The sequence below is a fragment of the Psychrobacter sp. KH172YL61 genome (assembly GCF_007182895.1).
Taxonomy (GTDB): domain Bacteria; phylum Pseudomonadota; class Gammaproteobacteria; order Pseudomonadales; family Moraxellaceae; genus Psychrobacter; species Psychrobacter pacificensis.
Genome location: NZ_AP019516.1, coordinates 636,021 through 660,433 on the forward strand (window position 1 = coordinate 636,021; position 24,413 = coordinate 660,433).

The following is a 24,413-nucleotide window of genomic DNA, read 5'->3' on the forward strand; positions in this document are numbered from 1 at the left end:
AGATATAATCAAGAATATCTATCGGCGCAAACGTGCCAGCCGTATCTTCCTTTCATTGGTAAAGGTTAATCCAATCGCTTTGGCAATGTCTGTCACGATTTCGGTGTCAAGGTTTGGTGTTCGGGCTGGCTTGTCTTCATCTTTTGATTCTAATAGATTGGTTTGGGTGTCTTGTTCAGGGTATAGGTAAAGTGGGAAGATATATCCAGTTTCCTTTGTTTGTAGAGAAACAGTACATCTCTCAATAATAGCTTTAGATAAAAATATATGTTGAAAGTCAAATGTGCTTTGCTGGCGGCAAGTGATAAGCGAAATATTATCTTCGTTTAAGTGTTTAATAGTGTTCCAGCTTGGTCTTCTCTGTAGCGAGGTATCATAATATGTTGCTCTCATGTCAAAGGACGATACAGAATATTCTTAAAATATTCTTCTGAAAACTCACTTACGACTAGATTATCTAATAACTTAAAACTGCTAGTATTCTTTATCTTATATTCGTTTAGAACACTAGGTTCATGTTTATTATCCAAAACTCTTTTATTTTGTCCCCTAGCTTCTCATTATTCCAGTCTATAAATAGTGCGTCTCTACCAGTTTCTATACCAGTATTACTAGCCTGAAAAATTTCGTTTAGTGAAAAATAAGCATCGTATTTCACCTTATTACTATAATCAATTCTAATAAACTCAAAATTTGGTAAGCTAGGCTTTAATTCATCCCAAAATACTTTGTTTAAATTGTGCTGTTCTAAAAATTCATACTTAGACTTCCTTGTACCAAACAAGCTATGTACAAAAACCTTGCCTAATTCACTTGCTTTTTTCTTGTTCGTTTTTATAAAGATATTAATGGAAACACCTGCCATAATATCAAAAACGTTTTCATCTTTACCACCGTCTGGCGCAGTTTCCTGTTTACGAGAATTGCCATGTAAATCAAGAATGTAAACCTTATCAAAACTCTCTAGCAAACTTTTACGCATCTGCCGATGAATAACACCATCAACAAAGCTGTTGTTAGTAATAAACGCTAAAATACCCTCACCGTTTTTTTCAATATAGTGCTGACCATATCTAATGAATTTAATATAGTCATCTGATAGTGGCTGAATATTACGCTCATTCAAATCTTTTTATAATCTGCTATTAAGTCTTGAATCCAATCCCCTTTATTCGTGCTACTCACCGCATAAGGTGGATTACCGATTACTACCATCACTGGTGCATCACGCTTAATGGCGTTAGCCTCGTTTGCCTCAGCAGACAGCCAGCCAGCAAATAGCGTTCCTGTATCGGGGTTATGTTCTTCTAGTGAGTTAGTCAGATAGACTTGCATACGTTTAGGTTTGATCGGCTCATAGCCTGTATCAGCAAGTAGCATATCAAGCTTTAAGTGCGCCATTGCATAGCTTGCCATCAATAGCTCAAAACCGTGCAAGCGTGGCAATAGGTCTTGCTCAACGTAGCTGCTCCAAATGCCGCCCATATTTTCAAACTGACTGTGAAATATATGCTGAATAATGGCGGCAAGGAATGTCCCTGTACCAGTCGCTGGATCAAGAATTTGCACCTTATGTACCAACTCTTTAACCATCTTATAGCCCGTCTTAGTACGACTATCAGGGGTTTGTGTCTGTTTTTCTATTTCTATCTTACTGGTATCTGCTATACCGTCTGCTAAATCGAATTCAGACTTCAAAATATCATCTACAGCGCGGACAATAAACTTAACCACTGGCTCAGGGGTGTACCATACACCGCGCTGCTTACGAAGTTTAGGGTTGTACTCTGCAAGGAAAGTCTCGTAGAAGTGAATGATAGGGTCTTGTGTTTGAGTAGTCTTACCGAAGTTTTTGAGGATAGCTGCTACATCGGTGGCGCGAAATACATCAGCAAGGTTATCTACCGTAGTCTTGATACGTGGGTCAATATCAATACCAGCCACATGAGAGAACAGCTTTCTTAAAAATGGATTGGTTTTAGGGATAAGCTCAGCTGCCTCTTGACGACTAAAAGTATCTAGGGTGTCATCATGCAAACGTGCGGCAAACATACCATAGGCGAGTGTTTGCGCGTAAATATCAGCAAAGTCTGCTGGGGTTAAGTCATGTATAAGTACGCCCTTAAAAGTTTCAAACTGGGCACGTAGGTCTGAATTATCGTCTGAATGTTCATCGCTGATTAGTGCCTGATAAAGCGTATGTTCAAGTAATCGCGCTTTACCCGCCATCAAGACTGCAAGACGTTGAGCAGATTTAATCGTTTGTCCGACATACACGCAGAAATCACGCAATAGCTCAGCTAAGCGCTTAAACTCACTGTCGTGTGTCTTCACCGTGCCAGCGATCAACTCACCGACACAGACCTGATGAACGCGCTCGCCATTGACATAAAACTCAAAGCGTAGATAGTCCGTAATAATCAGGTTGTCTAAGGCTGCTTTATATCTATCAAACTGTTCTTTATAAAGTTTAGAGCTTAAATCCTTGCCTACGTCTTTAGCTTCGATAAAGCCAATCGGAATCTCTTTTTACTTATTAAAAAAATCAGGGTTACCGCAGTCCGTTACTTGGCTTGGTTCATTGGTGACCATCACATCAGGCACTAGGTTGTTTATCAAATCCTCTAAATCTTTACGGAAAGTATGTTCTGAGCTATGACCTAACTTAACTCTTGAGGCTACTTTATTGACGTAATCGCTAACGTATTGATGATTGCTATCTGACATAGATATCCCTAAGTGGTATTGATGAATAAATGGGCTGGATTATAAAATTTAAAATAAGGTATGAAAGTTGTGAGGGTTCGCCTATAGGGCGCGGGTGCTATATCAATATAACGTCACTGTTTGGCATCTTAGCGATAATGCTTACCTCACCACCTAACGCTCTAACATAGTTTTGCAAAGTCGATAGCTGAATGTCTTTACCGCTTTCTACCTTTGATATGCTGGCTTGTGACACACCCATAATGACGGCAAGCTCAGTCTGCTTTAGCTGTTTGCTTTTGCGTATTTTGGCAAGCTCAATAGACTGGCTTAATATCTTAGATTTATTATTGATCGCTTGTTGTCTATCGGCTGGCAAGTCTGCTACATAGTCATTTAGTGCGCTAAAATGTGTCATAGATTAAACCTCGGTTTTTATATTCCCTCATAATACAACAATACAGTTATATTTTGTCGGGTTTTGAGCTATTGGCTTTAGCCTACTACTATAAAAATGAAAGTATCAGCCATAAAAAAGGCAGACGCTAACGCCTACCTTATATTATTTTTGCCTGCATCTACTTTTTTTGCTTGGGACACTTGGGACAACGGGACAGCGCCCGTACTTACTGGCTTTCAGCTGTCCCAGCCCTTTTTAGCCTTTGGGACACTTGGGACAGATTAACAGATTGCGCTATTTTGTCCCAGCTGTCCCAATGGTGTTTTAACGCTTGGGACAGGCTCTAACCCTTGCTGTGTATGGGTTGTCCCAGCTGTCCCAGTGCTTTTTGTAGTTTCACAACTTAATATCTCACCTTTGACCGCATAAACACGCTGGCGGTTCTTTTTGAATGGTAAAGGCACTTTGCACGTTTTACGATTACTCTCAGTCACATTTAAAAATCCTGCTTCATCTAACACTTGTAAGACTTTGCTTTTGTTAAATGGTGAACAGACTTCATCAAAGGTACTGGTAGAGAAATAATATTCCCCCTGTGTCGTAGTTATGATAGCCAGCACGGTTTGTTATCTTAGTTTCAAAGTCTTGGTACGTGTGAATATGGCAAGGCTGAAAACGGCTTGATCCGTGCTGTTCAATAAATGCCTTAATATGCTCTATGATTTGGCGCTGCTCATGCTCACCATCACGCCCGTAGTTATCGAGCCAGTTATCTAAGCAAATCATTACAGCTGTAGTTGCTTGTCCTACTTGCCAGCCCGTTATACCTGCCTGTGTTGCCAGTTCTCCAGCTGCGCTCACGATAGCGAACCGTTTAGCAACTCTATGCGCCTGTGCTGTCAGGTCGCTGTACTGACTCATGAAGTCATCTACAAGCTGCTTAGCGGTGGCGGTGGTCGCTGCCTTGTCACTGGTGATATGTTCTAGCCATGCAATGCCAGCTGATCCATAGTAAGCGTGTGATAGCTCTTTAATCCTATCGGCTTGTGCTTCGCTTGTTTCTGCCAGTACCAAACTATCAAAGGTTTTTAACCCTTTGCCAGCATCAGCATCAATATGCGCTACTCGAACCTCGATACCTACATTGGTTTTTTTGTCCTGCTTGCGCCATGAAGTTTTGTAGCGACTCCTCACCATTAGACAAAAGATAATGCGCCATGTTTTGGCTATACGATTGTGTCCCGTGGTGGTACTACGTCCTTTACCTTGACCATTAGCCAGCATATAAACGGTTTTGCCTACTATTTTGGGATCACATTCGCTGATCTCATCAAGTGGTAAAAAACTGTCGTTGTGCTCGCTTGCTGTGCCTTCTAGAGCGTTATCAGTGCTGCGCCATGTCTTAACGTACCTGTCAGGATTGCCCCATACACTAGCAGCCACCTTGAGCGATAATGACTTACCCATGCTTGATGATCCTAAAAGGTGAAAACCGCCCCGTCATACTCTAATAGCTCCAGTAATTGACCTGCGAACGCGCAAGCAATAGAGAACACAAAACGGCTTTGCTCTGCTAGTGGCTTGCATAAGTTATCGCGCCACTGTGCTAGCTCTCCTTGCTGGGTTAGGGTGCTGTTGATACTGTTTGCAGACTGATAGACAATAAGCTGCTTACCATCGCTGCCTATGGCTCTGTCAGGTAATATATATTGCTTATCGTGCCAGCCTAACTTATCCACGCATAACGCCCGTTTGTGAATAGGGTATTTTTGAATATAGGTGTCTAAGTAGCTGCGCTGTTTGGGGTTGGTGGTAATGTTTAGTCCTTGACTGGCAAGCTCCTTGCGGTATTCCCTTGCATCACCTTGCAGTAGCGATAACGGCATTGACCACGTATGCAATACGCTGTCATCATCGCGCCATTGCAGTAACCGCCCCCATGTAGTGCTGCCTGTGTCCCGTGTCTTAGCGATAACTTCTATAGGTGAACAAACAAACGCCTTAGACTTAAAGGTAATGTTTGCTGGGTCATCATCGTTATACTTTACGAAAAACAATCCATCGTGATATAGCTCAAAACGCCCATCACTATAGATCATCGGTTCATTCAGCTGGGGATCATCGCGCCATTCAGGATAATAGGCAGTATCTTGTAAGTTGATTAGCTGGGTGTCATCAGCTGCTAGTATCGCTTTGTAGCTGTCATGCTGCAGCATAGTGACGATATGAGCCACAGTAACCAATGCTTGAGCCTTTACACCTGCTAATAGGTTTATTAAGCCCTTGTCATCAAGCGTCATAGGTACGGTAACAAGTGAACCGCTGCTCCAGTGCTGCACCATCTTTTTAAGGCATTGCTTTGTTTTGTGAGGGCTGACAATGATTGTTTTATCACTGCTCATCAGGTAGCTGTAAACATCAATACCGCTATCAAGGTCATTAAAAGCTATGACCTCATGGGCTTTGTTTGGCTCACCAATGACGATAGCGCCATAACCTGTAGGATCAATGACAATGGGCTTTGCTTTGCTGTTTGGTGTGTAGAATACCGCGCCTACAATATCGCCTTGTTTATCGGTCAATGCTAAGCCTATAGTGTTGGCTGTTGGTTCGGTTTTGCCAATTTGTTCACCATAATATATAGTAGTATTACCTGTAACGAATAGCAGCCGTTCAGGTTCTAGCATGTCATTAAGTTTGATTAAAAACGGATCGTTTGCCAGCTGTTCCTCTGTAGCTGGCTTGCAATCTTGTAAGAGTATGAGCGCCCATGTTGTCCGCATGGGCTTTTTCTTGGCTGTTTGTTGGTGTGGTGGTCATCTGTTCCCCCCTTGCCTGCGTGTGGTTCGGCTTGCGCTCGGCTCTATATTTCTTGTAGTAGCTTTTGCGCTTGGCGTGCTTACGGCTCTGCTTTGGTGGGTAGGTTTTCATTCTGCACCTACCTTGCTATGGCCATTCATCACTAGGGGATTCGTTGAGGGTGTCTAATTGCGTGTGCAGTATCTCTGCCCATGTGCAAGTAGCATCATGTGCTAAACGCGCTAATGCTTCGGCTGTATGAGCCTGTATCTTGTCATAGTGAATAAGTGCCAGTAACTGACCAACATCATGTAGAGCGCCAGCTGCACCGCTAATATCACAAGCAAGGTTTGATAAATCATGTGACGATATGATAATGACATCGGTATCGTTAGGACTAGTTAAGTCGATAACTTTACGCTGGTTAATTTGGGCAATAGACAAGCCGTCATCTAAGCCCTCAGGGGCTTGATTAGCTAGTGTTGTAGTGTTTGAAGTCGTGCTGATTGATTTACCCATGATGGATAACTCCTTGTAGTTTTTGAGTGTATGCCACGCTATACGGTAAAAGTATAGGGTGACGGGTCTTACTCTCGGTTCTACAAGAAACCGCCCCGCATATTCGCCTTACGGCTGTTTTATTTTGCAGCGTCAACCCGTCATAGTCGGTCGGTGAGGTGTTCACCTTAGATATGATGGTTTGCCCCCTTGTGGCGCATGTGTGCGCTTGTGAGGCTGTGCTAGATTGTATAGTAACAGCTTGAGAGGCTGCGCTATTATCAGGCACAAAAAAGCCAAAATGCCACGGCTGGCTTGTCCGCTTGTAGATTTTGAGAGGCCTATATAGTAACCGCTGCTATCATCGGTTGCAATCTGTTTTGGTTGTACTTGCTGGCAAGCTACCAGTGAGAGTAGCAAGCCAATACCTGCCACCCATGCCATAAAGATAGTAAATCTTAGCAGTAAGCCACGTTTACCCGTCTGTTTGCGATTGTGCGCCCCGTGTTGGGCTTTTAGATTGGGTTTGGTATGGTTATCACTCATGATCTGTTACCTCCAGCTCAGGCAGTAAGATAAGCCCGTCCATCTGTTCGCTTAAAATGGTTGCCAGCTCACTATTAGCGAGTAGGGCAGACCTTACAGCGACTATTACGCCCTTACTGGTATCATCATCGGTACTGATCGCACTAAGCGCCATTGCTAGGCTCTCAGCATCGTTTGATAGGTCTTGTATGCGGTCATTAATGACAGACAGATAATAGCTATCTACCGCCACTAGGCGCGGTTCTAATATGTCGTTTGATTGGCTCACTTAGTTCACCCTCACTGTTAGATAGTTCGCTTTCAAGCAAAGTCTGCTCATCAAGCCAATAGACAGAAAAACGCTTGTCATTGTGCGTAACTATTTCGCTTTGAATGGTTAGCCCTGCGGTTCTTAGGTCATGTATGCGCTGTGCTAGGCATGTGATTTGATAAAGGCGGTATGCGTCCCATGTGGTGATAGTTGCCCCTGTCATCAGGTGCTCTCTAACAGTGTCAATCTGTGTCTTAGGTGCTGGCTGGTCGGTCACTGGGGCGTTACTGGTGGCTGTGGTCATCATGGCTCTATATCTCGCTAGTGGTTGAGGTGTGAGAGTTAAGCCATTCGTGAACGTCTGCATAGCTCCATGCTGTCATAGTTGGTGATAGCTTTCTGCCAGCTGGGAAACGTCCATCTTTGACCATTCAAACAAGGTGGTTTTGCTAAAGGTAGGAACGGCAAAATGTCCTTAGCTCTGCCCATGCCAGTAGTAGGCAGTTGCATAGCTGGACTGTTTGCGCTGGTTGGTTCGGTGTCGTGAGGGGTGTTGTCAGTAAAAGGAATTACTGGGGTGTCTTGGGTTGGGTGTGTCATTGTGTATAGCTCCATGTAGTGTATTGAGCCGTAACGGACGCTACGGCTTACATGGTCTATGTTAGGGGGTAAGCATAGGTGTCAGAAAAGGGTGTCACCTCAATAAAATGGTGTCGGTAGTGGTGTCACCTCCAAACGATAAAGGTTTGAAGCCAATTTTAAATTAGGGTGACACGTTGAGGTGTCATCTTATCAGTATGGGATAATAGGCAAGCAAATTGCTATTTAAAAAACCACTCCAGTTATAGTTTTTCTGCTCTCTAGGTGTGGTAATAGCTGTAATTCTGTCTATAAACCTTTGGTCTTTAGGCAAATCTTTAAAATGCTTCAAGACTAGAGGAACTTTTGATGAATGAGATAGGTTTTGGTTTAAATCGTTATCTTCTAAATAAATATAGTTCCAGACATAGTGAGCAACTATTAGTTCAGGTGCTATATTCGCTTGACTAGAATCAATGAATGCTAGTTTATTATTTCTAAAGCTCAACTCTTTCTGCATCTTATAGAAGTCAAAACCTAAGTCAACATTTATATTATCAAGAGTCTTTATGCGACTTATAAAAACTTCAGCCAAATCCTTCAATCTCAAAAACATTTCCAAAGCTCTATTGTCCGCTAAGAATTTATAAAATTCATTCTGCCATTCTTCTGCTTCCTTATAGCTTGTAAATTTAATAGACCTCTTGCAAAAGTCATAATTTAAGCTCGGAATTAATGATACCAGCAAACAGCTTCATTCTAAGATCATAGCGCTGACGACGGTTGCGATATTTATGAGCCACGATTTTAAACAACTTGATTAAGCCTATTTTGTGCTCAACCACAATACGGAACTTTGCCAGATAGTGATTGGCCTGTTTGCATATCTCCAATAACTGACCACCACGAGGTTTCTTAAATGGTGTGAAAGTTTGGTTATGTAGCTTTGCTAACCCTTGATAACCACTGTCTGCTAGATAGTTAGTGTTCTCAGGTAACCAATCAGGACAAGTATCTTTATACAGCTTAAAATCGTGGATTGACCCTTTACAGGTTTGCACATCAAGTATCAAACCGGTTTGCCAATGAACGATAACCTGCGCTTTTAAGGTGTGTTGTTTTTTCTTACCGCTGTAGTAGTCTCTTTGGTTTTTTTGGACGCTCAATTGGGGTTTCGGTGGCATCGACAATGACGACGCTCCAATTGATGTCCTCATCGACACGACTAGGCAGCTTTTTAGGCAATTCAAACTTGCCAGAGTCAATCAGTGTGTCTTCTACTTTACGAATGATACGGCTAGCAGAAGACTCATGAATACCAAAGTCCATACTGATATGATAAAGCGTGCGGTATTCACGCCAATAAGTCAGGGCTAGTAGTATCTGCTCCTTAAGACTGAGCACACTTGGTCTGCCTGATTTGGTCTTAGATGCTTCATGCTCTTGCATGGCCTCAAGCATGTCATAAAAGGTGGCTTTATGAATGCCAGTGTAGCGTTTAAAACCAGCGTCACTTTGTTTGAGTAGCTTATCTATGTTTGGCATGGTTCTTAGACAACGATGAATGTTCTTCTTATTTTAATTCCCTCTGCTACTTTTGCAAGAGGTCTATTACTCCCATTGAGCATAAGTTTGAACCATTTTATTATATAGTTGAACTATAGATTCATTATTCACCTCGTAATTATCAGAGTAACTCCTTGATAAGCTTTCAGTTTTTCCAGTTACGGTATTATATAGAGCTTGTGCCAATTTATATGCGTTATCATCTTTAATTATTAGTTGCGTAGTGTCTTGAGTCATTATTAGTTATCCTACTAATTAATTATGATAACTCATCGTCTCCTAAGAGTTTGCTCTGAGTATTTTTTTAGCTCGAAAGATTATAGTGTTTTCTATAAATACTTTCAATCCATATAAAAACAAAAAAAGCCACCCCCTAAAGAGTAGCCTTTTCATCAATTATTACCTAAGTTCTACTAACTCACTTCTTTCATCGCTTGCTTAAGCATCGGCTTTAAAAACTCACCCGTGTGTGAGCCTTCGACCTCTGCGACCTCTTCTGGCGTACCCTCAGCGATGATCATACCGCCGCCTTTACCGCCTTCAGGGCCAAGATCAATCACCCAATCCGCGGTTTTGATAACATCCAAGTTATGCTCAATGACCACGATGGTGTTACCTTTATCGCGTAGCGCATGCAAGATGTTGAGCAGCTTATCGATATCATGGAAATGCAAACCTGTGGTTGGCTCATCCAAGATATAAAGCGTCTGTCCCGTGTCGCGTTTGGCAAGCTCGCGTGCCAGTTTCACCCGCTGCGCTTCACCGCCAGATAGTGTCGATGCAGACTGACCCAAGCGAATGTAGCTCAGCCCCACATCCATCAACGCTTGCAGGCGACGATAGATCGCTGGAATCGCCGAGAAGAACTCAGTGGCGTCCTCTACCGTCATCTCGAGCACGTCAGCGATGGTTTTGCCTTTATAGTGAATCTCTAAGGTCTCGCGGTTATAACGCTTGCCTTCACAGGTGTCACACGGCACATACATATCCGGTAAAAAATGCATCTCAACTTTGATGAGACCATCGCCTTGGCACATCTCACAGCGTCCGCCTTTGACGTTGAAGCTAAAGCGCCCAGCTTTATAACCACGTGCGCGGGCTTCTGGTGTCTGGGCGAACATCTCACGCACGGGAGTGAAGACGCCAGTATAAGTCGCAGGATTGGAGCGCGGGGTACGACCAATTGGGCTTTGATCGATATCGACCATTTTATCCAAATGCTCAAGACCGCTAATGCTGTCATGCTTATCCGCGATTAGCGTTGAGGCATTGTTTAATTGTGTGGCGGCGATAGGCATAAGCGTACGGTTAATCAGCGTTGATTTACCAGAACCCGATACACCCGTGACACAAGTCATCACCCCAACGGGCAGGCTCAGATCGACGTCTTTTAGGTTGTTGCCTGAGGCGCCTTTGAGCTCGATAGTCATCGGTACCTTTTTGTTTTGGCTTTCGCTTTACCTTTAACCTCGACCTCTACGGTTTTGGCTTTATGCCGCACTTTTGGTATCTCAATGCGTTTTTCGCCCGACATATATTGTCCGGTGAGCGAGTCTGGCGTTGCCATCACTTCATCCACCGTGCCCTCGGCGATGATATGACCACCGTGTACGCCAGCCCCAATACCGATATCGATGACGTGATCCGCTTGACGAATCGCATCTTCATCGTGCTCAACGACCAGTACGGTATTACCTAAATCACGCAAGCGTGTTAAAGTTTTAAGCAAGCGGTCGTTATCACGCTGATGCAAGCCAATGGACGGCTCATCAAGGACATACATGACGCCCATCAGACCGGCACCAATTTGACTGGCCAAACGAATACGCTGCGCTTCACCGCCGGATAGGGTTTCGGCAGAGCGTGCTAGGGTTAGATAATCGAGGCCAACGCTAACGAGGAAGTTTAAGCGCTCGTTAATCTCTTTAAAGATCTTCTCTGCCACTTCACCTTTATGACCGTCAATCTTTAGAGTCTTATAATAGTCCGCCGCGTCGCCAATAGAGAGCTTGACGATGTCAGCGATGGTTTGTTCATCGACACGCACATTGCGCGAAATCTCGTTCAGACGCGCGCCATCACAGACATTACACGTGGTATCAGCTAAGTATTTAGCCAGCTCATCGCGGACGAGGTTACTTTGCGTTTTGGCATAACGGCGCTCAAGATAGGGTAGTACGCCTTCAAAAGGAACGGTTTTATTGGTTTTACGTCCGCGCTCATCGGTAAAGTTAAAGGTGAGCTTTTCTTTACCTGAGCCGTGCATGATCAGCTCTTGCTGCTTTTTGGGCAGCTCCGTCCACGGTGTATCCATATCGATTTTAAAATGCTTACAAACGGTAGTTAGCAGCCCAAAATAGTACGAGTGGCGCTTATCCCAACCGTTAATCGCGCCTTGATTGAGCGTCTTATCAACATGAGTAATGAGCTTTTCAGCAGCGAAATACTGACGCTTACCGAGTCCATCACAAGTTGGGCAAGCACCGTAGGGGTTGTTAAAACTAAACATGCGCGGCTCAAGCTCAGGTACAGCGCGATCACAAATCGGACAGCTGTGCTTGGCAGACATCACTTGATTATCAGAGCCGCCCTCAGTAGGGTTACCATCCATAAAGTGCAGCGTCACTAGACCTTGTCCCAAACGTAGCGCGGTCTCCAAGCTCTCAGCGACACGGTTGCCCAAGTCATCACGTACTTTAAAGCGATCAACCACCACTTCGATGGTGTGTTTTTTCTTTTATCGAGTGTCGGTAGCTCGTCAGTATCATAGACATGACCATCGACGCGTACGCGTACAAACCCTTGACCGATCAATTGCTCAAGCAGCACTGTATGCTCTCCTTTACGCTCACGCACTACTGGCGCAAGAATCATAAGCTTGGTCTCATCGGGGAGTGCCATAACCTGATCAACCATCTCGGTCACCGACTGCGCCACCATAGGTTCGCCATGCTCTGGGCAATAAGGCGTACCGATACGCGCGTATAATAGACGCAGGTAATCATAAATCTCAGTGATCGTACCGACCGTTGAGCGTGGATTATGGTTGGTCGATTTTTGCTCAATAGCAATTGCCGGTGACAAGCCTTCGATGCTATCGACTTCCGGCTTTTCCATCTGCGATAAGAACTGGCGCGCATATGCTGACAAACTCTCGACATAGCGACGTTGCCCTTCAGCATATAGCGTATCAAAAGCCAAGGACGATTTACCAGAACCGGATAAACCAGTGATTACCACGAATTTATCTCGTGGAATGTCTAAATCAATGTTTTTTAAATTATGAGTACGTGCGCCGCGTATTGCGATATGGTCATGTGCCATCGTTTATGGGTTTCCTATTTGCTAAAAGAGTATTGGGAAATATCTCAAATGAAAAGGTAAATACAGATCAGTAAAATTATGGGTTAAAAACGCGAATGATTTCTAAATTTATAATGTCGTTATAAATAGCTCTGTTATAAAAAATATGGTTATAAATAGTGCTTTTATAAAGTGTTCATACGTTCGTGAAGTAAGGGCTATACATGCCAATTTACTGTTTGCTTATTTTGCAGTCTTTGATGCGATTGATTTCTGTTCGACTAAGCAAATCTAAATCAAATCCCCTGATAAGTAACAGGCATCGTTTGTTATGGTTTTGACCAAAAATGTCATTTTACAGAGGAGTTTGTCGTTTGAACTGTCGTTCGAGCTAATGAATAATAATGTTTATAATGCCTTACTTTATTGTTATGGCGACCGCATTATTCAAGGTGTGATTGCGCATCTGACGCAGTTGGTAACAAAATAATTGCGTAGTATGAATGGCTTGGGTTGATGCGCTATAGGCGGGGGCGTCAGTAAGACAAAAGTCTCGGCAACCAAACGGCGAATGTCTTATACTAGAGGGCTTGATTTATAGGCCAGTGTCTTGATAAACCAGTAGTGATAAATCATGGTGCAGTACAAGTACCAGCAGTGAAAAAACAGCAATGATCAATCAGTGAGGCAAGTATGAATAGCGTAGAGAAACGGGCAATCCTCGGAGTCGGTGGCATCTTTGCCTTGCGTATGATTGGCTTGTTTATGATTGTGCCGGTGTTTTCTGTTTATGGTGACAATTATGCACACGCGACGCCGTTTTTGATTGGTCTGGCAGTTGGTATTTATGGACTAGGACAAGCGATCTTTCAGATACCGATGAGCCTTGCCGCTGATAAATTCCCACGTAAACCGATTATATTTTTGGGATTGATACTGTTTGCAGTCGGCGGCATGATTGCAGCAAATGCGACGGATATTTATCAGGTCATCATCGGGCGCGCGCTGGCAGGAAGCGGTGCGGTTTCTGCGGTGCTCATGGCATTGCTTGCCGACGTCACCCGCGAGGAGATGCGCACCAAGGCAATGGCGACGATGGGCTTGACCATTGCCACCTCTATTATGTTGGCCTTTGCCTTTGGGCCGTTATTAGTAGGCTCGCTTGGTATCTCAGGATTGTTTTGGCTGACGGCAGCATTTGCTATTTTAGCGATGCTGCTACTTTTTGTCGTACCCACGCCAATGCGCGTGCTCAAGCACAATCTGGATAACAAATCGATCGGTGAGCAACTCGCTACTGTGCTCAAAATCGGCGACTTAAACCGTTTGCACTTTGGAATTTTTGCGCTGCATTTGACCATGACAGCGATATTTGTAATCTTGCCGCATCAGCTCACAGAGGTGATGGGTCTATCGGTACGTCAGCAAGGCTTGGTCTACTTGCCGCTATTGTTTGTCGGCTTTGCCGTCGCCATTCCCTTTATTATCATCGCTGAAAAGAAGCGTAAAATGCGCCAAGTCTTTCTAGCTGCTATCGCCTTAATGACTGCAGCCTTGGCATTTCTTGCTTTTGGTAGTCAGGTTGGTGTTGGTATTATTTTTGGATTGCTACTGTACTTTATGGGTTTTAATTTGCTTGAGGCGACGATTCCATCTTGGATATCTAAGCGTGCACCAGTCGCCAATAAAGCAACCGCGATGGGGCTTAATTCATCGAGCCAGTTTTTAGGTGCGTTCGTTGGTGGCGCGATGGGCGGGCTGCTATTGAATCAGTCTAACTTGCTGGCATGGGGCTGTTGTCACTTGTCATGGGCATCGCATTGCTGCTGATTACACCCATTGCCCAGCCACCTTATCTGTCGAGCACGACAGTAACCATTCCTAAAAACATCAATATCCAAGATTGGTCTCGGCAGATGCTAGCAGTCGATGGCGTGGATGAACTGGTCGTTATGGCAAAGGAGCAAGTCGCTTATTTAAAATTAGACAAGACCCAACTGACGGATGATTCGCGACAAGCACTGTCGCATCTGGCACAAAGCCCACTAGATATTTAAACAAAAATTGGTTAAAGTAAAATCATATCATTGATAGGAATCATTTTTCTATCGAATAATTATTCATAAGTAAAAGGACGGTATCATGCGCGGAGTTAATAAAGTTATCATCATCGGTAACCTTGGAGCAGATCCTGAGGCACGCCAGTTCAATAATGGCGGTAGCGTGACTAATATCTCGGTTGCGACATCTGAGCAGTGGACGGATAAACAAAGCGGTGAAAAAAGAGAAGCGACAGAGTGGCATCGTATCTCACTGTTTAATCGTTTGGGTGAAATCGCTGCACAGTATCTGCGTAAAGGCAGCAAGGTCTATATTGAAGGTAGCTTGCGTACGCGTAAGTACCAAGACCAGAACGGTCAAGATCGTTATATTACGGAGATTCGAGCTGAGCAAATGCAGATGCTTGATGGTATGAGTGGTGGCCAAAGCGATAATGGAGGCTTTAGTAACAATCAAGGTGGCCAGAACTCAAACAGTTACGGCAACCAAGGCGGTCAAAGCAACCAAAATAATTTCGGTCAGCAAGCAGGTGGCCAGCCAGCACAGCGAGGCGGCTACAATAACCAACCGAGTGGCGGTCAGAACAGCTTTAATAACCAAAATGCACCTGCGCCGCAAAATCAGTTTAATCAACCCGCGCAATCTAAGCCTACGGCAATGTCAGATGGCCCTGTAGACGATGATATCCCGTTTTAGGAATACAATAACCTGATAGTGTAGAGAAAAGTCATTAGAGCCTATATTTATAGGCTCTTTTTTGTTTAAAAGATAAAGATTTGAACAAGTATCTTTGAATTAAAAAATCCCGTTAATAGCGGGGTTTTTTAGTTTTTATGAATAAATTATTAGAAAATTACCTATATGTTTATATTCACGCGATATCAGAGATTAAGTATCAAATAATAGACTTGCTTATTGTTATTTTGCTAATAAAAAACAAAACTTATGTTTATTTTTCATTCTGCTATTAAAGGCTGGAAATATATGCGATTACTATTGAGTGGTTTATCAAGGAAGTGTGGTTATTCACTGTTGTATATATAGTGAATTCAGTATAAAAACGATACAGTGGGACTGGGATAAATTTTTCGCAGCCTCTGTCTGCGTAGGCACAGCACGCGAGGAAAATTTAGACCAGTTCCACCTTGATATATAATGTATCTGTTTTATTTAGGATTGACTATAACCGTTATTTTTTAAAAGCGTTGTTGCCATTATTTTTATTTTCTTAGATTAACACATGAAGTGCAATACCAAATGCAAGGTGAAAAAAGACCTAGATGCGCTAGCATCAAAGTTTTTATCCACCGACCAAAGTGAGATTGCAACCATGAGCTATACACATCTAAGCCTAGGTGAACGATACCAGATTTATGCCCTTAAAGGGGCAAAACATAGTATTAATTTTATAGCGAGGGTGTTAAACAGAAGTCCCAGTACCATATCAAGAGAGCTTAGGCGTAATAAAAGCCTACGAGGTTACCGAGCAAAGCATGCTAATAACAAGGCTTGTGACAGACGGGCTAACAACGCCACAACTATTGTGACTGACCTCTGGGCATGGGTGACAGACAAGCTTAAAGAGAACTGGAGTCCTGAGCAAATATCTGGCGTTCATGCTGGTATCAGTCATATGAGCATTTATCGCTATATTTGGCGTGATAAGAGGCAGGGCGGTACATTGTGGCAGTGTCTCAGACGTAAAGGAAAACCATACCGGCAGCGTCTAACCGCTGAGACTCGAGGCCGTATCAATGACAGAGTCTCGATTCATGAGCGCCCTTGTATTGTTGAAGAACGCTCACGTATTGGAGATTGGGAAGCGGATACCGTTATCGGTCAGCATCACAAGCAAGCGATTGTCACGCTCGTTGAACGTAAAACGGGGCTGCTGAAGATGAAGCGTGTGGGTCATAAAACAGCACAGCAAGTATCAGAGGCAATGATAGAACTCTTAGCGCCAGTGAGGTTGCAGGTTAAGACCATTACCTCTGACAATGGTAAAGAGTTTGCTCAGCATAAGAAGGTGAAACAAAAGCTCTTTAGCCCTTTCTTCTTTGCCGATGCTTATGCGTCATGGCAGCGAGGAACCAACGAGAATACCAATGGCCTTATCAGAGAGTACTTGCCTAAGGGTTGTGACTTTAGACAAGTCTCTGATAATGAAATACAGGACATTGAGAACAAACTAAACAACAGACCAAGAAAACGATTAGGGTTTAAAACGCCTATGCAGGCGTTCTATAATATTAATTAGCGTTGCACTTGGTGTGTTAATCTAAGTTTCAATTTTTATATTGAAATTTATAAAAACCACCTTCCATACCTTATATAAACCGTTTGTGCTATCCAATTCAATTAGTGCTAACAGTCTATTAATGACATTGATATACTCTATTTAATTAAATAGTATAGCTGATTTTAAGCGCCAAGGTTGCATGTAAAGCATCAGTTAACAATAAATTCAAATCTATCAGAGTTTGGCCATTCATGGCTGAAAAGAACAAAAATTAACTGGGTCGGCGTCTTATCGGTAAGATGCCTATCTTGCTGTCAATACTGAGTATAAAGCATGAACTACGGTGACGTGTTTCGCAAAAGCGATTTAGGTAGAGCAGAAATAAAATCTCAAAGTCTCGGTATATTGCCGCGAGAAGCGAGAACATTGCTGATTATGATTGATGGCAAGCGCACGTATCAAAACTACCTTGATACGCTTGATAATAGCAAAATGTTTGCTGATTTTGGCGGTGTTGGGCCTTTATTTGAATTACTTTTAGAGCTTGAGTGTATTGAACTGATTGGTGCTGCTAACGCTAGTTCGCAAATCCAAACAGCGCCTCAGGTATCTACTGTAAACGAAGCACCTACTGTTCCTCAAGTACCAGTCGCTAAGCAACCTCAATCTACAGACAACTCATTTGATATCAGTACTGAGATAGAGTTCGATCGTACTTTTAATAGCAAACCGCCAAGCAAAATTGCAGAGACTGGCAAAAAGTCTATCGGTATTATGTTTAAGGCAAAAGTTGCTGGTGCCAACTATGGAACCCTTAAATCTGACTTGGCGACCTACATTGAAAAAAATGCACTACCTGCAGAAGCTTGGGGCTATTTACTGAGTCTAGAGCAGTGTGAGGACAGCGCGCAATTATTACTGTTGGCACAAGAAGTACAAAAGAGCAGTAACGCGAATCTAGCACGTGGTATGAGCAAATTTATCAAAAAAATTCAACAGTCACGTTAGTACGGCCATTGATGAGTGATTAGCAATACCTGCACCGCCTTTTTTATAAATCTAGCAAATTAATTGGAAAAAATTATGGAGTCAGTCGATCTCTCAGAGTCAAATAGTCTAAAAATGCGGCAGGGTGAGCATATCATTTTGCGTCTGACTTATATCAGTCGTTATAACAACGATAACCTCAACGGTGAGGTAACTCGTATCCTTGAGCAAGCTCAGCAAAATAACGAGCGCAATGGTATCACTGGTGCGTTGGTGTTTAACCATAACTACTTTTTACAAAGTATCGAAGGGGCTAGGCCGGTTATCAATGGCTTGCTTAGAAAGCTTGTGCAGATGAGCGTCATCATTCCCTGCAAGTCATAGAATGCTGTGAGGTTGAGCAGCGTCATTGGAACAAATGGTCAATGAAGTATTTGATTCCAAGCGATGAGAACAAGGGGCTTGCACTGAAGTTTTCGACAGGTAACGAATTCAATCCTTATTTGATGAGCACCAATCAGATTATGATGTTGATTGACACCTTATCAGAGCTTCAAGAGCAAGAAGAGCAGCGTGCCTCTCAAAAGAAAAAACCGTGGTATGCCCTTGGTTAATTGAGTAATGTCTATAAATGCGATCCGCTTTCATAATATTTGTATAAGAGAACAAACATGACATCAACACACGCAGATGCCCATATCTTAGTGAGCATGACCTATGCCAGCCGCGCAAACCCAAATGTATCAGCGACCGATTTCAATGAAATATTACAGCAAGCACAGATAAATAACGCTGCTAATAGTATCACTGGGATGCTAACGTTCAATAAAGATTATTTTTGCAGACGATAGAAGGCCCAAGAGCGCAAATTAATCGATTGCTATACAGTCTCATTTCCGATGAGCGTCATCACGACCTACAGATTATTGACACACGTGAGCTAAAGCATAGGGAGTGGGCGAAATGGTCAATGAACTATGCGTCTCCGACCGAAGAGAACGCCGCAATCTATTTAAAGTACTCTACGACTATTGGTTTTAACCCTTACCTGCTAAATGCTGAATCTGCTCATGGGTTGATGAATGAGCTGAATGCACAAAAAGGCTAAATAAAAGTCGTTAGGGTTTAGACAAGCATTCGTTCGCAAGCTCATATGCTTTTGCTACAGCGCCTAGTTATCAGATGCTAATAAATCAGATTTATTAATATAGTGTATTAATGAATATTATTTTATTAAAAAATGAAAAAGTACTAATATTCAGGGAATACCGCATTTAAGAAACACTATAGAAAATAGAAATTTGTTGAGCTAAGTTTCGATAAGTAATTATTGTCGATAGCCATTTGCTATATAAGGTATAATGAATGCTTGTGTTTGCCAGCAATATTTTTATTATTCATGTTTATTAAAATAATTATGAATAATCTTTGATTAATCAAAAATCAAATTAACCCTTAAAAACTATTAATTTTTGAATAATGAATGAGTCATCATTCAGGTATCCCAATAGGCACAATGTCTCTATTGAGGTGATATTTTTTATCCGACAGTTGGACTTACTATGAGTAAAAATAACGCAATTGATTTAGATAACTTAAACGTAGATGAACTACGTGCCATCAGCGAAAATGCCCAGCAGCTTATTGCCAAAAAACAGCATCAGCGTTTGTATGATGCTTATATTCAGTTTGAGCAAATTGCAGAAGACAGCAACGCTACGATTGAAGAGATCTTAAAAGCTGGTGAAAAACTAGAGAAAAAACGCAGTATTAAGTATCGCAATACTGATAACAAGGAAGAAACTTGGACTGGTCGTGGACGTAAACCAACGTGGTTGGTTGAAGCACTAGCAGCAGGTCGTGGCCTTGAAGATTTTGCTATCTAATTAGGCTATCCAATTAGATAGTTTCGAGTCGTAACACAGTACGGGACGGAGCTTATCAGTCTTATGGATAATGGTTTATTTACAATCATTTAGTCATAAGCACTGAGGCTTTACAAAATAAAAAAGCCAGTATCTTTATTGCCAATATTTTGGTAAAAAGATACTGGCTTTTTTCTGTCATCTATAGGTCATTGTTTGTTATGATAATGACGTTTTTGTCTTATATAAGAGTTGTGCAACCGTGGCCCAAGTATCTGAGTTGTCTCATAAGCGTCCCCGCAAGCTTTGGTGGCTGATCGGATTTGTATTGTTTGCCTTATTTGCCCTATTGCAAATGCCAGCGGCATGGCTAATCCAAAAGTATGCACCCAATACGCCTTATGTGCAGCATGTGTCTGGCAATGTATGGCAGGGCTCTGCCATTTGGCAAATTCCTCTATCATCGACACCGCTCACAGGGATGGCCAAATGGTCATGGCAGCCATGGCAACTGCTCACAGGCAAGCTTGGTGCCGATGTGACTATCAACTCAGAGCAAACGAGGTTGAACGGACAGGTAAAGCTGGGTTTAAACTCATGGCAAGTTGATGATATGAGCGGAAAGATTGCTCCTGAGACTTTGGCAAGTGTGGTTGATTGGCAACTGCCTAACACACCCATTCAAGTCAATGGCGTTTCGTTAAAGCGTCAGTCTAGCGACAATGCATCATCGGAATCCGCTGAGAATGAGTCTGCTAAAAATGCGGCGGGATTTAGTGAAGCTGATGGTCAGTTGACCTGGGTTGGCGGTGAAGTCGGTTATCCGAGTGGTGGTAAGGTTTTTTATATCACTATGCCTGCATTGCGAGCTGAGCTGAGTGCTGAGCAAAAGAACAATAAAAATCTGCTGCATATCAATCTATTGAATAATCAAGATAAGCGCTTAGGCGATCTGTATATAGACGGGGATAACATGCTAGATGTCAGTCTGACTCAGCGCTTACTAGAAAACATGCCTGAATATAAAGGGCAAGCACCGCAGGATACACCAGTCGTTAGTTTGCGCCAGCCGCTGCTAGCTGGTCTGGGGGCGCCCTAAATGTCAAATATTGCTGCCAGCTTAAAGCCTGTCGTAAATACTCTCAATCGTTTTTCAGGGTGGTTGTTGCTACTGGCAATTGCTTGGCTATGTTGGACAGCGGCGCGTCTTTTGTGGTTACTATTAGCAGCGCCCTTAGCACCAGCATTGCCGCTAGCCCCTTTGCAAAAACAATACAAAGTCTGCCAATGACTATAGTGGTTTGTTTGCGATATTTGCGGACCCTGACCCTATTGCAGCGGCAGTCCAGCCACCACCCAATGTTGAGCTTAAAGGCGTACTACTCGCTATACCGGAGAGCATGTCTTCAGCGTTGCTTAACATTAATGGTGAGGTGAAAAATTACCGAATTGGTGATGGACTAAAAGACAGCGACTATATTCTTGTCGCTGTTGACTGGAATTCGGTTATTATCGCGGATGCCAATGATAAAGAAACAGTGATTAGCATGCCAGATGCTATGTCGCTAGATCAAAGTGATATGCTGGCAGGCGGCGTCAGTAATCAGCGTCTGCCAGACAATAGTATGTTACCGACTGCGCCTCAGACACTACAAGATACGCCGCCTGAACCGACAGAGACGAATGGTGAAAGCAGTCCGCAAACGGCGATTGAAGAGGCGGTCACCGCGCTGCAAGAAAATCCTGCCAGTTATTTGAGTAGAATGGGGTGATGGCCTCAGGTGAAAGCTATCAAGTCACCGCAGCGATGCCATCGAAGTTGCGCAATCGACTCGGACTGGAGCCAGGCGACAAAGTGTTGACAGTAAACGGACAAAACGTGGGCAATAATCCTGCTCAGGATGCAAGCGTATTGCAGCAAGTACAGCAAGCAGGCGAAGCACAAATCGAGGTTCAACGTGGTGAGCAAGTTATTACTATCCGCCAGCAGTTCTAATAAGACGGACTTTTAGCAAAGAGTGCTCGTTAAACACTCAGTACATATGACGCAATATCACTGTAGGTAATTATCAATATGGTAAGTTTTCATCAATTTTCAGCCACACCGTTACACCGTATCCTGCCGCGTTTGATGCGCCTGTGTCGTCCTCTTTGCCTAGCGGTACCCTTATGGGCTGCTAGCATGGGCCTAGCGAGTGCTGAGAGCTGGAAGGTAAACCTACAAGATGCCGATATCAAAGCTTTTATTAATGAGGTGGCAACCATCACTGATCAAAACTTTGTCCTTGATCCTCGTATCAATGGCAATGTGACGGTCATCTCAAACAAAGCCTTATCGCGTGATGAGATTTATCAGCTGTTCTTAAGTGTCATGCAGGTCAATGGGATTGCAGCGATAGAGGCAGGTACGACAATCAAACTGGTGCCAGATAATGTCGCCAAGCAGTCTGGTGTCGCCGTTGATTTGCGCGGCAATAGTGTCGGTGAGTCGCTTGCAACCCGAGTGATTTATTTGACGAATACTCAAGCAGCAGAAGTATTGGGCGTTATAAGACCTTTAATGCCGCAGTCTGCACATGCCGCCGCTGTGCCTGGTGTGAACGCGCTGGTGCTATCAGATCGCGCGGATAGCCTGAACCAACTCACGGCCCTTATCCGTGACTTGGATAGCAATATTAATGATAGTCTGCAAGTGATACCACTACGCCACGTCGATGCCGAACGTATGATGGAGCTAATCAGTGCCTTGGTGGCAAGCGCTGGTAGCGGACAAGCACAAGGTGGTAATAATCAACTCAAAGTGATCGCTGATTCATCAAGTGATCGATTGCTGGTCAAAGGCAGCCCTGAGATGATTGCCAAAGTTCAGGAGATGGTTAATCAACTAGATACCACACCGACAAGAAGACTGAGCGGTTTACGTGTCTTTCGCCTAAAGTATGCCAGCGCCAGTCATATTGCTGATATGCTACGAGGCCTTTTGGCCAATCAATCGATTAATAGCGCTGGAGCCACCTCAACGTTAGAGTCCGCTTCTTTAAATGATGCAAGCAGTACAGGGGCAACCATTAACAGTGCGGCGAGTGAGAGTATTGGCAGTAGCAGTAGTACATCAGTTGTGCCTACTAGCAATACAAGTGGAAGCGGTACAGGCGTTGGTGGAAAACCCTTTAGTATCATCGCTGACGAGACACAAAATGCCGTCATCGTCAATGCAGATCCTGAACTGATGTTTGAGATTGAAGATGCGGTCAATCAATTGGACAGTCGCCGCGCACAAGTCTTAATTCAAGCTGCTATCGTTGAAGTCTCAGGTGATGATGCAACCCAGCTAGGCGTTCAGTGGGCGCTTGGTAATGCCAATAGTGGCTATGGTGTCGTCAACTTCAATAATGTCGGTGCTAGTGCGACCACCTTGGCCGCTGCCGCATTGGTGGTAGTGCTGCTGCGGGCGCCGCAGGTATTAGCTCCGCTGCCAGCTCTATCGTTGGTGCTTTGGTTGGGATTGGCGATAGCCGAAAAGACAGTCAGGGTAATACGGAATTTTATGGTGCCATTTTGCAGGCACTCGACTCTTCTACCAGTGCCAATCTATTGTCCATGCCGTCTATTTTGACATTGGATAATGAAAAGGCCAGTATCTTGGTTGGTCAAAACGTACCTTTTGTCACAGGTTCTTATACTACCAGTGGTAACAACTCAAACAACCCTTTTCAGACCATTGATCGTCAAGATATTGGTATCAATCTTAACGTTATCCCCTCATATTGGTGATAATGGCACCGTACGTTTGGAGGTCTCACAAGAAGTATCTTCCGTCGTACCAGGTACTACTGGCAATGCTAGTGGTTTGACTACCAATAAAAGTCTCATTAATACAACGATTTTAGCCGATGATCAGCAGACCATTGCCCTAGGTGGTTTGATGCGTGACAATAGCACCACACGCCAGCAAAAAGTTCCGGGCTTAGGAAATGTACCAGTGATTGGCAGGTTGTTCCGCTCTGACAATGACAGTACTCAAAAGAGTAACTTGATTATATTTTTACAACCAACCATCTTACGTGATGGTGGCGCGGTTGCCAGTGTGACCGAGCGTAAATTTAACCAGATGCGTGTACTGCAATTGGTCATCGATAAAAATGGTACGATCAAACAGCTCCCGTTGAGCGGAACACAGGGCTGGGATGGTAATGTCGATGCAGACTATGAATTGATGCCGCTCAACCCCCTTATTCCTAAGCGCGATCAAACCCCGCGGTCAACCCCTCAAGGTTTCACTAAGGTAGATAGTCCCAACGATGGTATAACGACATATCCTCTCAATCGTTAAAGCAGCTATTAACCACCACTTTAAACAACTGATATATTAAATCAGCACAAGCCAATGTACGATGTAATAAACAAAAATTACATCATACATTGGCTTGCGTATTCGTAACACAGCTAAACAGAGCGACCGTCGTATTTTACGTATACTAAACTTTAGTGAGATAAAAATAGGTATGCACATTTATATCCATAAAATTGGTGCTGTATCAATAGGTAGAGACAATCATGGCAAATCATAAAAGGGGTAAAAGTTGGCTGGTCTTGGGTGCTGTGGCCACCGCC

At 43.4% G+C, this 24,413-nt stretch carries 24 protein-coding genes and 5 pseudogenes; 13 read left to right on the top strand and 16 right to left on the bottom strand.

The features are described 5' to 3' along the window. Window positions 1-18 precede the first annotated feature (18 nt). The 16 genes and pseudogenes from PKHYL_RS03235 to uvrA form a co-directional block, all read right to left on the bottom strand. On the bottom strand, window positions 19-393 hold the full coding sequence (locus tag PKHYL_RS03235; protein WP_240365964.1) for a type ISP restriction/modification enzyme: 375 nt from the start codon (window positions 391-393) through the stop codon (window positions 19-21). 106 nt (window positions 394-499) lie between these two features. Further along, on the bottom strand, window positions 500-1,126 hold the full coding sequence (locus PKHYL_RS17950) for a hypothetical protein (RefSeq protein WP_332835919.1): 627 nt from the start codon (window positions 1,124-1,126) through the stop codon (window positions 500-502). After that, on the bottom strand, window positions 1,123-2,334 hold the full coding sequence (locus tag PKHYL_RS17955; protein WP_332835920.1) for an N-6 DNA methylase: 1,212 nt from the start codon (window positions 2,332-2,334) through the stop codon (window positions 1,123-1,125). Before PKHYL_RS17955 ends, PKHYL_RS17950 begins: the two co-directional genes overlap by 4 nt. Window positions 2,335-2,529: 195 nt before the next feature. Continuing rightward, entirely contained in the window at window positions 2,530-2,727 is a 198-nt protein-coding gene (locus PKHYL_RS17960) for a hypothetical protein (RefSeq protein WP_332835921.1), read from the bottom strand. Between the two features lie 97 nt (window positions 2,728-2,824). Then, window positions 2,825-3,124, bottom strand: a complete 300-nt coding sequence (locus PKHYL_RS03245) for a helix-turn-helix domain-containing protein (protein WP_071002215.1) — start codon at window positions 3,122-3,124, stop codon at window positions 2,825-2,827. A gap of 263 nt (window positions 3,125-3,387) precedes the next feature. Beyond that, window positions 3,388-3,726, bottom strand: coding sequence for a hypothetical protein (locus tag PKHYL_RS03250; protein ID WP_240366574.1), 339 nt, complete (start codon window positions 3,724-3,726; stop codon window positions 3,388-3,390). Then, a pseudogene (locus tag PKHYL_RS18485) lies at window positions 3,668-5,889 on the bottom strand (DUF927 domain-containing protein). Before PKHYL_RS18485 ends, PKHYL_RS03250 begins: the two are co-directional and overlap by 59 nt. A gap of 163 nt (window positions 5,890-6,052) precedes the next feature. After that, window positions 6,053-6,424: a hypothetical protein gene (locus tag PKHYL_RS03265; protein ID WP_240365967.1), complete on the bottom strand. Its 372-nt coding sequence runs from the start codon at window positions 6,422-6,424 to the stop codon at window positions 6,053-6,055. Window positions 6,425-6,586: 162 nt separating this feature from the next. Then, window positions 6,587-6,949, bottom strand: coding sequence for a hypothetical protein (locus PKHYL_RS03270; RefSeq protein WP_240365968.1), 363 nt, complete (start codon window positions 6,947-6,949; stop codon window positions 6,587-6,589). After that, window positions 6,942-7,217, bottom strand: a complete 276-nt coding sequence (locus tag PKHYL_RS03275) for a hypothetical protein (protein ID WP_071002211.1) — start codon at window positions 7,215-7,217, stop codon at window positions 6,942-6,944. Before PKHYL_RS03275 ends, PKHYL_RS03270 begins: the two co-directional genes overlap by 8 nt. Further along, the gene (locus tag PKHYL_RS03280) at window positions 7,168-7,506 is read right to left on the bottom strand and encodes a helix-turn-helix domain-containing protein (protein WP_240365969.1); all 339 of its coding nucleotides are present in this window, start codon (window positions 7,504-7,506) and stop codon (window positions 7,168-7,170) included. The genes PKHYL_RS03275 and PKHYL_RS03280 overlap by 50 nt, the downstream gene beginning before the upstream one ends. A gap of 4 nt (window positions 7,507-7,510) precedes the next feature. Beyond that, complete coding sequence (locus PKHYL_RS18490) at window positions 7,511-7,630, bottom strand: helix-turn-helix transcriptional regulator (protein ID WP_442966110.1); 120 nt, start codon at window positions 7,628-7,630, stop codon at window positions 7,511-7,513. Window positions 7,631-7,983: 353 nt separating this feature from the next. Next, window positions 7,984-8,526 (bottom strand): hypothetical protein, encoded by a 543-nt coding sequence (locus PKHYL_RS03290; protein WP_240365971.1) that lies wholly within the window; start codon window positions 8,524-8,526, stop codon window positions 7,984-7,986. Next, window positions 8,492-8,944: a transposase family protein gene (locus PKHYL_RS03295; protein ID WP_240365373.1), complete on the bottom strand. Its 453-nt coding sequence runs from the start codon at window positions 8,942-8,944 to the stop codon at window positions 8,492-8,494. Before PKHYL_RS03295 ends, PKHYL_RS03290 begins: the two co-directional genes overlap by 35 nt. Beyond that, window positions 8,904-9,323: a transposase family protein gene (locus PKHYL_RS03300; protein ID WP_240365372.1), complete on the bottom strand. Its 420-nt coding sequence runs from the start codon at window positions 9,321-9,323 to the stop codon at window positions 8,904-8,906. Before PKHYL_RS03300 ends, PKHYL_RS03295 begins: the two co-directional genes overlap by 41 nt. A gap of 434 nt (window positions 9,324-9,757) precedes the next feature. After that, window positions 9,758-12,668: pseudogene (uvrA, locus tag PKHYL_RS03305) on the bottom strand (excinuclease ABC subunit UvrA). Between the two features lie 672 nt (window positions 12,669-13,340). Between uvrA and PKHYL_RS03310 the strand changes: the two are divergent. The 13 genes and pseudogenes from PKHYL_RS03310 to gspD all read left to right on the top strand — a co-directional run bounded on the left by PKHYL_RS03310 (window position 13,341) and on the right by gspD (window position 24,132). Continuing rightward, window positions 13,341-14,704 (top strand): annotated as a pseudogene (locus PKHYL_RS03310) (MFS transporter). Between the two features lie 85 nt (window positions 14,705-14,789). Further along, window positions 14,790-15,404 (top strand): single-stranded DNA-binding protein, encoded by a 615-nt coding sequence (ssb, locus tag PKHYL_RS03315; protein WP_071002203.1) that lies wholly within the window; start codon window positions 14,790-14,792, stop codon window positions 15,402-15,404. A gap of 634 nt (window positions 15,405-16,038) precedes the next feature. After that, window positions 16,039-16,965 (top strand): IS30 family transposase, encoded by a 927-nt coding sequence (locus PKHYL_RS03320; protein ID WP_025643743.1) that lies wholly within the window; start codon window positions 16,039-16,041, stop codon window positions 16,963-16,965. 315 nt (window positions 16,966-17,280) lie between these two features. Then, entirely contained in the window at window positions 17,281-17,955 is a 675-nt protein-coding gene (locus PKHYL_RS03325; RefSeq protein WP_071002202.1) for a hypothetical protein, read from the top strand. Between the two features lie 75 nt (window positions 17,956-18,030). Beyond that, complete coding sequence (locus PKHYL_RS03330) at window positions 18,031-18,318, top strand: BLUF domain-containing protein (RefSeq protein WP_240365972.1); 288 nt, start codon at window positions 18,031-18,033, stop codon at window positions 18,316-18,318. 41 nt (window positions 18,319-18,359) lie between these two features. After that, a complete protein-coding gene (locus PKHYL_RS03335) occupies window positions 18,360-18,548 on the top strand; it encodes a hypothetical protein (RefSeq protein WP_240365973.1) in 189 nt (62 codons plus the stop codon). Between the two features lie 96 nt (window positions 18,549-18,644). Beyond that, a pseudogene (locus PKHYL_RS03340) lies at window positions 18,645-19,042 on the top strand (BLUF domain-containing protein). Window positions 19,043-19,496: 454 nt separating this feature from the next. Continuing rightward, window positions 19,497-19,820 (top strand): H-NS histone family protein, encoded by a 324-nt coding sequence (locus tag PKHYL_RS03345; RefSeq protein ID WP_071002199.1) that lies wholly within the window; start codon window positions 19,497-19,499, stop codon window positions 19,818-19,820. A gap of 241 nt (window positions 19,821-20,061) precedes the next feature. Next, the gene (gene gspN / locus PKHYL_RS03350) at window positions 20,062-20,898 is read left to right on the top strand and encodes a type II secretion system protein N (protein WP_083328865.1); all 837 of its coding nucleotides are present in this window, start codon (window positions 20,062-20,064) and stop codon (window positions 20,896-20,898) included. After that, on the top strand, window positions 20,899-21,090 hold the full coding sequence (locus PKHYL_RS03355) for a hypothetical protein (protein ID WP_240365974.1): 192 nt from the start codon (window positions 20,899-20,901) through the stop codon (window positions 21,088-21,090). A 10-nt stretch (window positions 21,091-21,100) separates the two neighbouring features. After that, complete coding sequence (locus tag PKHYL_RS03360) at window positions 21,101-21,571, top strand: hypothetical protein (RefSeq protein WP_240365975.1); 471 nt, start codon at window positions 21,101-21,103, stop codon at window positions 21,569-21,571. Continuing rightward, window positions 21,568-21,795: a hypothetical protein gene (locus PKHYL_RS03365; protein WP_332835922.1), complete on the top strand. Its 228-nt coding sequence runs from the start codon at window positions 21,568-21,570 to the stop codon at window positions 21,793-21,795. Before PKHYL_RS03360 ends, PKHYL_RS03365 begins: the two co-directional genes overlap by 4 nt. A 78-nt stretch (window positions 21,796-21,873) precedes the next feature. Continuing rightward, window positions 21,874-24,132, top strand: a pseudogene (gspD, locus tag PKHYL_RS03370) (type II secretion system secretin GspD). Window positions 24,133-24,413: the final 281 nt, after the last annotated feature.